The following is a 12,452-nucleotide window of genomic DNA, read 5'->3' as shown; positions in this document are numbered from 1 at the left end:
TTGAACTTGTGTAAAGCGTGTTTGTCATATGTCTCGCATGTTGTCAAGCACACTTTCCAAAATGGAGCGGTTGCTTTCCGTCCCCGCGATTTACGCTTGTCACGAGCCTGTCGCGCAGCGCAGGCAATGGAACGACGAGGAGAGACGCCACATGTTCAAGACCGAACCGCCTGCATCCGCCCCGATTGCGCCGCTTGACCGGCGCACGCTGCTGAAGAGCGGCGCGCTGGGGGCGGGCCTTCTGGCGGCTCCGCTATCGGCAGCGTCGGGCGCGCGCGGGTTCACCCACGGTGTGGCGAGTGGGGAACCGGGCGTCGACAAGGTCATGCTGTGGACGCGCTATGTTGCTGACGAGGTCATGGCGCTCGAATTCCAGGTCGCCGAGACGCAGGATTTCGCCGATCCGGTGGCGGAAGGCAGCGCCATCGCGAGCCCCGACACGGATTGCTGCGCCAAGTCCTGGGCCGACGGGCTGCGGTCGGGCAAATGGTACTATTATCGTTTCATCGCGCCCGACGGCTCGGTGTCCGACATCGGTCGCACGCGTACCCTTCCCGAAGGGCCGACCGCACGCTGGCGAATGGCCGTGTTCTCCTGCTCGAACATCGGCTTCGGCTGGTTCAATGCCTATGCCCACGCAGCCGATGCCAACGAGTTCGACTGCGCGCTGCACCTCGGCGACTATTTCTACGAATACGGGCAGGGCACTTACCCGTCGGAAGCCGAATGGCTGGCCGCCCGTGCCCCGCTCGACCCGCAGTCCGAGATCGTCCTGCTGAACGACTACCGCGCGCGCTATGCCCAGTATCGCAGCGATCCGGACCTGCGCCGCCTGCACCAGGTCTACCCGATGATTTCGGGCTGGGATGATCACGAAAGCAGCAACGACAGCTGGGAAGGCGGTGCACAGAACCACCAGAGCGAGACCGAGGGCGAGTGGAGCGTTCGCAAGGCCGCCGCCATGCGGGCCTATCGCGAATGGATGCCGGTTTCGGACGAGCCGTGGGCAGCCTACGAGATCGGCGATCTTGCCACGCTGTTCCGGCTGGAGACCCGCCTCACCGCGCGCTCGCAGCAGTTCGATTACGGCATGCTGCTGCGCGGGACGACGTCGCCCGAACAGGGCATCGCCGCGCTCACTGCCTTTCGTGAGGAGCGTTACCGCGATCCCGCGCGCGAGGTGCTCGGGGCGGAGCAGCAGGACTGGCTGGCCGACGGGCTGATGCGTTCGGCCAAGGGCGGCAAGGCCTGGCAGGTGCTGGTCCAGCAGGTGCTGCTCGGCAAGTCCTCCTCGGCCACATCGCTGACCGACAACCTGCCTGCGGGCCTGCCCGATTTCGTGCAGCGAAGGGTCGTCGCCGGGGCGCTCGCATCGCGCGCAGGCCTGCCGATCAACATGGACGCCTGGGACGGCTATCCCGCCGCGCGCGAGCGTCTCTACGAGGCATCGCTGGCGGCCGGGGCCAATCTCGTCAGCCTTGCAGGCGACACGCACAATGCCTGGGCCTTCGACCTGACGCATGGAGGCGAACGGGTCGGCGTGGAATTCGGCGGCCAGTCGGTGACCTCGCCCGGGTTCGAGAATTTCCTGCCGCAGCTGAAGCCTGCCGACATTGCCGGCGCGCTGGTCGAGCGGAATCCCGAGCTCAAGTGGATGGACGCATCGCGACGCGGCTACATGGCCGTGGAACTGACCCCGTCGAGCGCTACCAGCGAATTCCGATTCCTTGCAGGCGTGCGCGACAAGGGCGCCGGTGTCGTCGGCACTCACCGCGTGACGGCGCTTGCGGGCCAGCGGGCCTTGCAGCCCGGTTGAGTTCTTAACCTTTCGGCGCTATCTCGTCCGGCATGACGCATACGCGCATCACGACGACCACTACCACCACCCCGGGCTTCCGGGGGCGGTCGGTCGCGGTCTGATCCGCGGCTTCCCGCCGCCCGGTTTCGGGCGGCAGGGTGTCAGCTTCCCGAAATCGCGATATACCAGCGACACCGCCCTTCCGGTGCGCGCTCCATTGTGGCAGGGCGCGCCCAAACGAGACGGAAATACGAGTGACATGACGGAACTGCTCAAGATCAGCCTGCCCGACGGTTCGGTACGCGAGATGCCGGAAGGCTCCACGCCTGCCGATGTGGCTGCAGCGATCGGCCCGGGCCTTGCCAAGGCCGCCATCGCCGCGCGCGTCGACGGCGAACTGCGCGACATCAATCGCCCCTTCGAAGGCGATGCCGAGCTGGCGCTGGTGACTACCCGCGACGAGGAAGACGCGCTCGAACTCGCACGGCACGATTTCGCGCACGTCCTTGCCGAAGCGGTCCAGTCGCTCTTCCCGGGCACGCAGATCACTTTCGGCCCGGCGACCGACGACGGCTTCTATTACGACGTGAAGGCCCCCGCCACGCGCGAGCCGTTCAGCATGGACGACCTGCCCGCGATCGAAGAGGAAATGCGCCGCATCATCCGCGCGGACAAGCCGCTGCGCCGCGAAGTGTGGAGCCGCGAACAGCTGATCGCGAAGTGGGAGGCCGAGGGCGAGGTCTTCAAGGCTGAATGGGCGAAGGAACTCCCCGAGAACGAGGAACTGACGGTCTACTGGTCGGGCGAAGACTGGCTCGACATGTGCCGCGGCCCGCACCTTGCGTCGACCGGCAAGCTCGACCCCGATGCCTTCAAGCTGATGCGTGTCGCAGGGGCCTATTGGCGCGGCGACCAGAAGAACGCGCAGCTCACGCGCATCTACGGCACCGGCTGGCTCAACAAGAAGCAGCTCAATGCGCACCTGACGCGCCTCGAGGAAGCCGCCAAGCGCGACCACCGCAAGCTCGGCCGCGAGATGGACCTTTTCCATCTCCAAGAAGAGGCGCATGGCAGCGTCTTCTGGCATCCCAAGGGCTACCGCATCTGGCGCGAGCTCGAAGCTTACATGCGCCGCAAGATGGACGGCGCGGGCTATCGCGAGATCAAGACGCCGCAGCTGATGGACGTGCGACAGTGGACCCAGTCGGGCCACTGGGGGAAATATGCCGAGAACATGTTCGCGGTCCCCGACATCGTGCCCGAAGTGGGTGATGACGGCGAAACCGCCGCCTCGCCCAAGGTCGCCGACGACGCTGAATGGATGGCGATCAAGCCGATGAACTGCCCGGCGCACGTGCTCGTGTTCAAGCAGGGCATCACCTCCTATCGCGACCTGCCGATCCGGCTGGGCGAAATGGGCTGCTGCCACCGCAACGAACCGCACGGCGCGCTTCACGGCCTGATGCGCGTGCGCCAGTTCACGCAGGACGATGCGCATATCTTCTGCACCGAGAGCCAGGTCGTCGAGGAAGTCCGCGCCTTCTGCAGGCTGGCCGACGAAGTCTATCGGGACTTCGGCTTCAGCTATCACGTCAAGCTCGCCCTGCGCCCCGAAAAGCGCTTCGGCAGCGAGGCGGACTGGGACAAGGCCGAGCAGGAACTGCGCGATGCCGTGGCCGAAGCCGGCATGGCGAACGAGGAATACGGGTGGGAAGAACTGACCGGCGAAGGCGCCTTCTACGCGCCCAAGCTTGAATGGCACCTCACCGATGCCATCGGCCGCACCTGGCAGGTCGGCACGATCCAGGGCGACCGCGTGCTACCCGACCGTCTCGATGCGACCTATGTCGGCGAGGACGGCGAGAAGCACCGCCCGGTCATGCTGCACCGCGCGATCTTCGGGTCCTACGAACGCTTCATCGGCATTCTGATCGAACACTTCGCCGGTCGCCTGCCGACCTGGCTTGCGCCGGTCCAGGCCGTCGTCGCGACCATCGTGTCCGATGCGGACGGCTATGCGAAGGAAGCAGTCGAGAAGCTCAAGGCGGCAGGCATCCGCGTCGAAAGCGACCTGCGCAACGAGAAGATCAACTACAAGGTGCGCGAGCACAGCCATGCCAAGGTCCCGCACCTGCTGGTCGTCGGCATGCGCGAGGCGGAAGAAGGCACTGTCGCAGTGCGTACGCTCGGCCAGCAGCACCAGAAGGTGATGAGCCTCGACGAGGCGATCGCGATGCTGAAGGACGACGCGACCCCGCCGGACCTGCGCGAAGGCTGAGCGAAACCGATGGAACTGCTCGCGGGGTATGGACCGGCGGCGATTACCGCCGCGCTCCTGGCCGCATTCGGCTCCGCCTTCGTGCGCGGCCTCACGGGCTTTGGCATGGCGATCCTGATCGTGCCTATCCTCGCGCTGGCACTGTCACCTGTCCATGCCGTCCTGCTGACCAATTTCCTCTCGGTCTTCATCGGGCTTTCCGAAATCCGCAGGCTGCTGCGCGAGGCGGAGAAATCGGCTTGGGCGATTATCGCGCTGGTCGCGGTGACGACGCCGGTGGGCCTCTACCTGCTCAGCATCACCACGCCCGCGCTCGCCCGCGTGGTGATTGCCTTCATCGCCTTGTCCGCCTTCGTCGCCGTGCTTTTGCCGCGTCGCGGCGCGCTGGACCATCACCCCGCCACCACGGCCAGTGTCGGAGTGCTGAGCGGATTGATGACGGGGTATGCCGGGATGCCGGGGCCGCCGGTCGTGCCCTATTACGTGGGGCGCGACATTCCGCGCGAGACGGCCAAGGCATCCATGCTGCTGATCTTCACCTGCGCATCGACCACGGGCCTTGTCAGCGGCAGTGCAATCGGCGTGCTCGACTGGAAGCTGGCGCTGTTCGCGTTGGTGCTGTTCCCGGCGGTGTTGCTGGGCAATTGGCTTGGCAACCGGGCGTCGGGCAGGATCGAGGACCGCACCTGGCGGATCTGCGTGGGCGTGGTGCTGGGCGCAGCCGCCGTGGGCGCCTTGTGGAAGGCGTTCGCCTAGGTCGCTTAGAAAGGCAGGGCCGGTCCGGCGAGGGCCAGTGCGAACCCGCAGCCGCTCACGACAGCCATGCGCACCATTTCGGCCGCCGGGATCGACGGAACATGCGTGCGTGCAAGAGCGATAGCCTTGGCCATGCGGCCATTCTCGCCTGCAAACCCTAACGAAGTGTTAAGGCTTCCGCCCTGCCGAGGGCATCTGCTGGCTGGCGCAGTGGAAGCTGCCGCCACCTGCCAGCACGGCGTCGCCCGGCAGGCCGATGGTGGCCCGGTCGGGGAACAGGTCGGCGATGGCAGAGACGCCTTCCTCGTCATGCGGGCTGCCGAATGTCGGCACGACCACGAGATGGCTGGTGATGGCGAAATTGACGTAGCTTGCCGGCTCGACATGGTCGCCGCTGGTCACCAGACCGGGCGAAGGGATTTCGCGCACCTCGACCCCCGCTGCCTCTGCTCGCCGCTTGGCATCGGCATAGATTTCCGCATTGGGGTCGCCGCTTCCCGTAGCCCGCGGGATCACCAGCGTATTGGGCGCAACGAAGCGCGCGAGGTTGTCGACATGGCCGTCGGTGTGGTCGTTGACCAGCCCGTCTCCCAGCCACAGCACGCGGGTAAAGCCGAGATCGCGCGCGAGCCGTTGTTCGAGCTCTTCGCGGGACAAATGGGGGTTGCGATTGGGGTTGAGCAGGCATTGCTCGGTCGTTGCGACGAGGCCGGTGCCGTCGCCGTCCACTGCGCCCCCTTCGAGAATCCAGTCCGCCGTATCGAGTGCCAGGCCTTCGTCGCGCGCCAGTTCGGCGCCGATGGTCTGGTCGCCTTCCATAAGGTACTTGCCGCCCCAGCCGTTGAAACCGAAACGCCGCGCGGCCCGCTCGCCCGCGGCATTGGCAACCACCAGCGGACCGGTATCGCGCAGCCAGACATCGCCATAGGCGCGCCGCTCCAGCTTGACGCCGCCAGTCACGAGCGACCGCGCACGCGCCTCGTTGGCATCGTCGCGCACCAAGAGCCGCACTTCCTGCCCGCTTTCGGCAACTGCGCTGGCGAAGGCGGCGATCTGTTCCTGCGCGCGCGGCAGCACCTCGGGCCATTCGTCCGCATCGTGCGGGAAGCCGATCCAGAGCCAGTCCTGCGCAGCCCATTCGGGCGGCATAATCCAAGAAGAAGCGTCGGTCATGGCCGCGCGGTTAGGCCCAAGTCTCCCCCCTGCGCAACGAAAAAGGGGGACGCGTTTGCGCCCCCCTTTCCATAATTGCCATTGTCGGCCTCAGGCGTCGGCAGGCTTGCTTTCGCCCTTCGGCTTGCCGTTAGCAGGCAAGGCCTTTTTCTCGGGCTTTGCCGAAGCCTCGTCCTTAGGGGCCTTTTCGGCCTTGTCCTCGACCACGAACCCTGCGGTCTGCTCGGCCGGACCCTTGACCAGGCTGTTGAGGCTCGAGCCGTCGAGGCCCAGTTCCTTCATCAGCCCGTCGAGCACCGGCGCCTGCGCCCGGTAGGCGAGCGCTGCGCTGACCGCGTCGGTCGCGAGGTTGCCCGAGCCGCCGGCCGAAGCCGCACCGCCCGACGACTTGCCGCCGCCATTGGTGAGGCCGTCGACCTGGACGATCTTGATGCTCTCGATCGCTTCCATCGGCTTGGCGCTTTCGCGGACCAGTTCCGGCAGGACCTTGAGCAGCGCCATCTTGGTCTGCAGGCTGATCTGGTCGGACGACAGAATGTTCGCCGCCTCGTTGATCGCCCGCTGACCGGCAGCCTCGACTTCGAAGCGCACGCGGGCAGCTTCGGCCCGCAGCTTCTCGGCTTCGGCCTCGCCTTCCGCTTCGCGGCGGATGGCTTCGGCGCGGTTGGAGGCCGCATCCTTTTCGGCTTCGGCATCGACGCGGATCTTGATCGCGTCACGCTCTGCCTGCTTCGAGGCCTCGATCAGCTCGATGCGCTTCTGACGCTCGGCGATTTCGGTCTCGCGGCTGGTTGCGACCTGTTCCTCGGCAGCGACCGCCTTGGCACGGGCCTCGTCAGCTTCGGCCTTGGCCTGGCTTTCCTCGCGGCTCTTGTTCTGGACCGCGATCTGCTGTTCCTGCCGGGCGATTTCGAGGGCGCGCTGCTGGTCGATACGCGCTTCCTCGACGAGACGGTCGGCCTCGATCTGCTGGGCGTCGACCTGCTTCTTCGCCTCGATCCGCGCGGCGTCGGCTTCGCGCTGGCGCTCGGCCTGTTCGCGCGCGATTTCCGAAGACTGCGCGGCGCGGCGGATTTCCACCTCGCGCTCCTGCTGGAGGCGGGCATATTCCTTGTCGCGCCCGATTTCGAAGCTGCGGGCGTCCGCCTCGAGGTTCTTCGTCTCCATCTGCACGCGCGTGTCCTGTTCGATGTCGTTGCGCAGTTTCTTGCGCGCCTCGATCTGCTCGGTCAGCTTGGTGAGACCTTCGGCGTCGAAGGCGTTGTTGGCGTTGAAGTGCTCGATGCTGGTCTGGTCGAGACCGGTCAGCGAGACCGATTCAAGCTCCAGGCCGTTCATGGCGAGGTCGTTCGACGACACCTGCTGCACCTTCTGGACGAAATCCGCCCGCTGTTCGTGCAACTCGTTCATCGTCATGCCGGCAGCCACGCTGCGCAGCGCGTCGACGAACTTGCCTTCGACGAGGTCCTTCAGCATTTCCGGCTGCATCGTGCGCTGGCCGAGGGTCTGCGCGGCCATGGCAATGGCTTCGCTATCGGGCTTCACGCGGACGTAGAACTCCGCCTTCACGTCGATCCGCAGGCGGTCGAGCGTGATCAGCGCCTCGCCGTCGCGGCGGACGACCGAGAGCACCAGCGTGTTCATGTTGACCGGCATGGTTTCGTGGAAGACCGGCAGCACCAGCGCGCCGCCATTCATCACGACCTTCTCGCCGCCGACACCGGTTCGCACGAAGGCGACTTCCTTCGATGCGCGGCGATAGAGTTTGGCCAGGAACAGTCCCAGCGTGAGCACGGCGACGATGCCGGCCACGATCAGGACCAGTGTGTTGGAAAGAATGTCCATTTCTTCTCCTTCTCGATTTCAAGCAGGCGACAGGCGGCGTTCGGCCAGCGCTGTGCCGTAGAATGTGTTGTCCTCGCGGCGGACGAGGAGGACCTCGTCGCCGGCGTGGAATTCGGATGCGCTCTCGTGCGGTTCGACCATCACGTAATGCGATTGCCCATGCACGTCTTTCACCCGGGCGCGGGCGGGCGAGCCTGCCCTTGCGATACCTTCGGTGATGCTTGCGCGTCGGCCCACCAGCGTGTCGATGCCCACCGCACTGGTTTCGTCCTGCGGCAGGATCCGACCCAGGGGCCTCGCGATGATCGAGGTCACCGGCAATGCGGCTGCGCCGGCGAGGACACCGGCCAGCCACGCATCGAGCGGATTGCCGGTGAAGCTTGATCCAAGCTCCTGTATCCCCAGGCCGAGGGCCGCGAAGAGGAACAGGAACACGACCAGCCACACGGTCAACGGCACCCGGCCGAGGCCGAGCAGCGTCAGCAGCCCGTCGACAGGTCCCGCGCCGATGGCTCCATCGCCATCGGTGTCGATATCCAAGTCGATATCGAGCACGCCCAGCACCTGGATCACCAGCAGCGCTACCATCAACAGCAAGGCTATCGCGAAAGGCGCGTTATAGGGTTCCAGCAATGTCATGATTCCCTCCCCTCAAATGCGCAGTGCGCCGCGCTCTCAGCCGGAGCCGAAAGCCCATCGTCCTACTGTTTTATCCATGCCAATCAGTTAGCAGAACGGGGGGTGTTTGGGTAGGAAAATCGGAAATCGATAGTACGATTTCTCCCGCAATCGCGGACGTTTGTCTTCAATTCGGACGTTCGTGACTTCAGCTTGCCTTGAGGCGGAGCGGCAGTGTCTTGAGCCCGCCGACGAAGGTCGATTTCGCCCGCTTCGGCTCGCCCGCCAGTTCGACGCTGTCGATCCGGTCGAGCAGGGTCTCGAACAGGATGCGCATCTCAAGCCGCGCAAGGTGTAGGCCGAGGCATTGGTGCGCGCCCGCCCCGAAGGCAAGGTGGCGGTTGGGGCTGCGGGCGGCATCGAACTTGCGCGGGTTGTCGAACACGGCAGGGTCGTGATTGGCGGCGACGTAGTTCATCATCAGCCAGTCGCCCTTGGCGATCTGCTGCCCGCCGACCTCGGTATCCTCGGCAGCGGTGCGCATGAAGTGCTGCACCGGCGTGGTCCAGCGGATCGCTTCCTCGACGATCCCGCCGAGCAGCGAGCGGTCGGCCTTCACCTTCGCCCATTGCTCCGGGTCCTTCGCCAGGGCGAGCATCGCACCTGCCGTGCTGGCGCTCGTCGTATCGTGCCCGGCGGCGGCGAGGATGATGTAATAGCCCATCATGTCGCGGTCGTTGAGCGGCTCGCCGTCGATCACCGCATTGGCGATGGTACTGGCGACATCGCCGGTCGGGTTGGCGCGCCGTTCGGCGGTAAGTTTGGCGAAATAGGCTTCGAAATCGGCCACAGCGCCCGCGACCAGCTGGGTGATCGCTTCGGGCGGCAGATCCTTGATGCCGGACTGGTTGAGATCGTCGTCCTGCCCGCCGAACAGCTGCTGGGTGAGCATCAGCATGCGCGGCTCGTCTTCCTCGGGCACGCCCATGATCTGCATTACGACGTGCAGCGGATAGGGCGCGCTGACCGCCTTCACGAAATCGACCTCCTCGCCTTCGGCAAGCAGGCGGTCCACCGCGGCGGTGGCGATTTCGCGGATCTCGTCCTCCACCGATCGCAGGTTCTTGGGCATGAACCATTCCTGCGTCAGCTTGCGGTACTTCATGTGGATCGGCCCGTCGAAGGTGACGAGGCTGGCGACGAGATGCTCGCTGCCGCCGGTCATCGCCTTGGCGAATTCGATCCCCTCGGTCAGGCTGAAGACGACCGTGTGCGGATTGTTGAGGAAGGTCGCATTGTCCTTCGACATGCGCATCACGTCGTCATAGCGCGTGACCAGCCAGAAGGGCGGGTGGGCATATTCCTCGCCCGGCTCGATCCAGGCGACGGGGTTCTCCTCGCGCAGCCGGTCGAAGGTGTCGAGCAGCGGGTCCCATGCGGCGTAGCTTGCCGGGTCCACGACTTCGCGAGCGGTCTCGCGGTCGAGTGTCGGTCTCTCCATGGTTGCCATCACGCCTGCTCCGTCTCTGCTTCGGCCTTCTTCTGGTATTCGTCGCGCAGTTCGCGCTTGTAGAGCTTGCCATTGGCCTCGCGCGGCAATTGCGCGCGGAAGTCGAACAGCTTGGGCATCTTGATCTTGGCAAGCTGGGGGCTGAGGAAATCGCGCAGCTCGGCCTCGAGCGCTTCGCCGGCTTCACCCATGTCCATCGGCTGCACCACCGCGACGACCTTCTCCCCGAAGTCCGGACAAGGCGCGCCGATCACGGCGGCGTCCATCACCTTCTCGTGCGTGACAAGGAGGTTCTCGATCTCCTGCGGGTAGATGTTCACCCCGCCCGAGATGATCATGTGGCTCTTGCGGTCGGTGAGGTAGAGGAAGCCGTCCCCGTCGACGTGGCCGATATCGCCCAGCGTCATCCAGCCCTTCGGGTGCATGGCATCGCGGGTCTTCTCCGGATCGTTGTGATAGGTCGGGATCTTGTCGTTTTCGAAATAGAGCAGGCCGTCGGTGCCGGCCGGCACCTCGTTCCCGTCAGCATCGCAGACGTGCAGCACGCCGTGGATCGCACGACCGACCGAGCCGGGGTGGGCCAGCCAGTCCTCGCTCTTGATCAGCGTCATGCCGATGCCTTCGGAGCCGGCGTAATATTCGACGATAATCGGGCCCCACCATTCGATCATCTCGCGCTTGACCGGTACCGGGCAGGGTGCGGCCGCGTGGATGGCGCGCTGGTGGCTCGACAGGTCGTATTTCGTGCGGATGGAGGGATCGAGCTTGAGCATGCGCACGAAGTGGGTCGGGACCCACTGGCTGTCGGTGACCTTGTATTTCTCGATCGCGGCCAGCGCGGTTTCCGGACCGAACTTCTCCATGACCACGATCGTCGCGCCGAGCCGGTGCGCGGTTGTGCACCAGCCAAGCGGGGCCGCATGGTAGAGCGGGGCGGGCGAGAGGTAGATCATGCTCCCGTCGGTCGGCCAGCCAACGCCCATGACGGCCAGCCCCACAAGCGGCGTCACGGCCAGCACGTCGTCATCGTCCGGCGGAGCGGGGCGGATGCCCTTGGGCCGCCCGGTCGTGCCGCTGGAATAAAGCATGTACTGGCCCGGCAGCGGGTCCGCGATCGGCTCTGCCGGCTGGGCGGCAAGTGCATCTTCGAGGCTCTCTTCGCCCGAACCGCCGACCAGCAGGACGGGGACGCCCGCGCACTCGCGCCGGATGTCCTGCATCACTTCGTCGAAGGCGTGGGTGGTGATCAGCAGCTTCGCACCCGCATCATCGAGGATGTAGCAGATCTCGGGTGCGGTCAGGCGGGTGGAGATCGGCACCATCATGATGCCGCAGCGCTGTGCGCCCCAGACCAGCTGCAGGTATTCGGCATTGTTTTCCATCAGGATCGCGACGTGATCGCCGCGATTGAGCCCGCGCGCCCGCATCAGCTGGGCGAAGCGGTTGGCGTAGGCATCCATCTCGCCATAGCTGACCATCTTGCCGGAACCGGCCATGATGATCGCGGGATGGTCGGGTCGCGCCTGCGCGTGCGTGATTGGATGCATGCCTGTTTCTCTCTCCTCGCCGTCGGTCCTGTTGGCGGACTCATCCGGTTGCGGAAGGAAACCTACCTGCATGGCGCGCACGGGCAAGAAAAAAGGCGCCGGAATGAACCGGCGCCTCTTCCTGCGAACCCGAAGGGCGCGAAGCCCCTGGCGTTATCGCCTCAATTTTCGTCTGCGCCGCCCTGGCCGCCTTCGCCGATGGCAAGCGCGAAGGCCTGCTGGGCGGACGATTCGACCATGTAGGGAACCGGGTTGACGGCGCTGCCGTCGATGCGGACTTCATAGTGCAGGTGCGGACCGGTCGAACGGCCGGTCGAACCGACGTAACCGATGATGTCGCCCTTCTTGACGCGGGCGCCATCGGCAACCGCAATGCGCGACATGTGGGCATAGCGCGTCTGGATGCGGGCGCCGTGCTCGATCGAGACGAAGTTGCCGTAGCTGGAGAATTTCTCTGCCTTCGAGACCACGCCGTCGGCGGTGGCATAGATCGGCGTGCCGGTCGGGGCGGCAAGGTCGACGCCCTTGTGGCCCATGCGGCGACCGAGAACCGGATGCGTGCGCATGCCGTAATCGCTGGTCAGGCGGGTATTTTCGAGGGGCATGCGCGAGGGGACCGAAACCTTCGGACCGGCGGTCAGGAGCGAGGCCTGGCCCGGATTTTCCCACTTGGCGAAAAGTTCGGTGAACTGTTCGTCCGCTTCGCCTGCGTTTTCGGCAGTAACCTTCGACACGTCGATGGCGCCGACCGCGGCTGCTGCCGCATTGGTTTCCGCGTGAGCCGGAGCGGCTGCGATGCTCATGCCTGCGGCAAGCATCGTCACTGCAATCGTGCTGCGCTTGGAAATCATTGCTAACCCGTCCTGTCGGCCCCTTTGTGGGGCCGTTTTGCTTTCGACCAGTGGGCGTCCCGTGCCCTGCCGACCG

Annotated in this window: 10 protein-coding genes; 3 read left to right on the top strand and 7 right to left on the bottom strand. The window is 65.4% G+C overall.

The annotated features are described in order from the left end of the window. Positions 1-151 precede the first annotated feature (151 nt). The 3 genes from LCL94_RS06335 to LCL94_RS06325 all read left to right on the top strand — a co-directional run bounded on the left by LCL94_RS06335 (position 152) and on the right by LCL94_RS06325 (position 4,832). A complete protein-coding gene (locus tag LCL94_RS06335; RefSeq protein ID WP_224831473.1) occupies positions 152-1,816 on the top strand; it encodes an alkaline phosphatase D family protein in 1,665 nt (554 codons plus the stop codon). Between the two features lie 241 nt (positions 1,817-2,057). Then, positions 2,058-4,076, top strand: a complete 2,019-nt coding sequence (gene thrS / locus LCL94_RS06330; protein WP_224831472.1) for a threonine--tRNA ligase — start codon at positions 2,058-2,060, stop codon at positions 4,074-4,076. Between the two features lie 9 nt (positions 4,077-4,085). Then, positions 4,086-4,832: a sulfite exporter TauE/SafE family protein gene (locus LCL94_RS06325; RefSeq protein WP_224831471.1), complete on the top strand. Its 747-nt coding sequence runs from the start codon at positions 4,086-4,088 to the stop codon at positions 4,830-4,832. A gap of 5 nt (positions 4,833-4,837) precedes the next feature. Here LCL94_RS06325 and LCL94_RS13410 read toward each other — a convergent pair whose 3' ends face one another. From LCL94_RS13410 to LCL94_RS06295, 7 genes are all read right to left on the bottom strand, one after another. Further along, entirely contained in the window at positions 4,838-4,966 is a 129-nt protein-coding gene (locus tag LCL94_RS13410; protein WP_263611759.1) for a hypothetical protein, read from the bottom strand. Positions 4,967-5,000: 34 nt separating this feature from the next. Next, the gene (locus LCL94_RS06320) at positions 5,001-6,005 is read right to left on the bottom strand and encodes an agmatine deiminase family protein (RefSeq protein ID WP_224831470.1); all 1,005 of its coding nucleotides are present in this window, start codon (positions 6,003-6,005) and stop codon (positions 5,001-5,003) included. 90 nt (positions 6,006-6,095) lie between these two features. After that, entirely contained in the window at positions 6,096-7,850 is a 1,755-nt protein-coding gene (locus LCL94_RS06315; RefSeq protein WP_224831469.1) for a flotillin family protein, read from the bottom strand. Between the two features lie 18 nt (positions 7,851-7,868). Continuing rightward, positions 7,869-8,489 carry an OB-fold-containig protein gene (locus LCL94_RS06310; RefSeq protein ID WP_224831468.1) on the bottom strand — a complete coding sequence of 207 codons (621 nt, stop codon included), beginning with the start codon at positions 8,487-8,489 and terminating at the stop codon, positions 7,869-7,871. A 187-nt stretch (positions 8,490-8,676) separates the two neighbouring features. Continuing rightward, the gene (locus LCL94_RS06305; protein WP_224831467.1) at positions 8,677-9,969 is read right to left on the bottom strand and encodes a cytochrome P450; all 1,293 of its coding nucleotides are present in this window, start codon (positions 9,967-9,969) and stop codon (positions 8,677-8,679) included. Positions 9,970-9,977: 8 nt separating this feature from the next. After that, on the bottom strand, positions 9,978-11,525 hold the full coding sequence (locus tag LCL94_RS06300; protein ID WP_224831466.1) for an acyl-CoA synthetase: 1,548 nt from the start codon (positions 11,523-11,525) through the stop codon (positions 9,978-9,980). Between the two features lie 161 nt (positions 11,526-11,686). Next, entirely contained in the window at positions 11,687-12,376 is a 690-nt protein-coding gene (locus LCL94_RS06295) for a M23 family metallopeptidase (RefSeq protein WP_224831465.1), read from the bottom strand. Positions 12,377-12,452 lie beyond the last annotated feature (76 nt).

The organism is Qipengyuania gaetbuli (assembly GCF_020171365.1).
GTDB classification, from domain to species: domain Bacteria; phylum Pseudomonadota; class Alphaproteobacteria; order Sphingomonadales; family Sphingomonadaceae; genus Qipengyuania; species Qipengyuania gaetbuli_B.
The sequence above is the reverse complement of the archived record's forward strand: the minus strand, read 5'-3'. Positions and strand labels throughout refer to the sequence as shown.

Bases quoted from the DNA above. Each gene is read 5' to 3' on its own strand.
- LCL94_RS13410 (WP_263611759.1), bottom strand. From the start codon at position 4,966: ATGGCCAAGGCTATCGCTCTTGCACGCACGCATGTTCCGTCGATCCCG.
- LCL94_RS06335 (WP_224831473.1), top strand. From the start codon at position 152: ATGTTCAAGACCGAACCGCCTGCATCCGCCCCGATTGCGCCGCTTGAC.
- LCL94_RS06320 (WP_224831470.1), bottom strand. From the start codon at position 6,005: ATGACCGACGCTTCTTCTTGGATTATGCCGCCCGAATGGGCTGCGCAG.
- LCL94_RS06300 (WP_224831466.1), bottom strand. From the start codon at position 11,525: ATGCATCCAATCACGCACGCGCAGGCGCGACCCGACCATCCCGCGATC.
- LCL94_RS06325 (WP_224831471.1), top strand. From the start codon at position 4,086: ATGGAACTGCTCGCGGGGTATGGACCGGCGGCGATTACCGCCGCGCTC.
- LCL94_RS06305 (WP_224831467.1), bottom strand. From the start codon at position 9,969: ATGGAGAGACCGACACTCGACCGCGAGACCGCTCGCGAAGTCGTGGAC.
- LCL94_RS06315 (WP_224831469.1), bottom strand. From the start codon at position 7,850: ATGGACATTCTTTCCAACACACTGGTCCTGATCGTGGCCGGCATCGTC.
- LCL94_RS06295 (WP_224831465.1), bottom strand. From the start codon at position 12,376: ATGATTTCCAAGCGCAGCACGATTGCAGTGACGATGCTTGCCGCAGGC.
- thrS (WP_224831472.1), top strand. From the start codon at position 2,058: ATGACGGAACTGCTCAAGATCAGCCTGCCCGACGGTTCGGTACGCGAG.
- LCL94_RS06310 (WP_224831468.1), bottom strand. From the start codon at position 8,489: ATGACATTGCTGGAACCCTATAACGCGCCTTTCGCGATAGCCTTGCTG.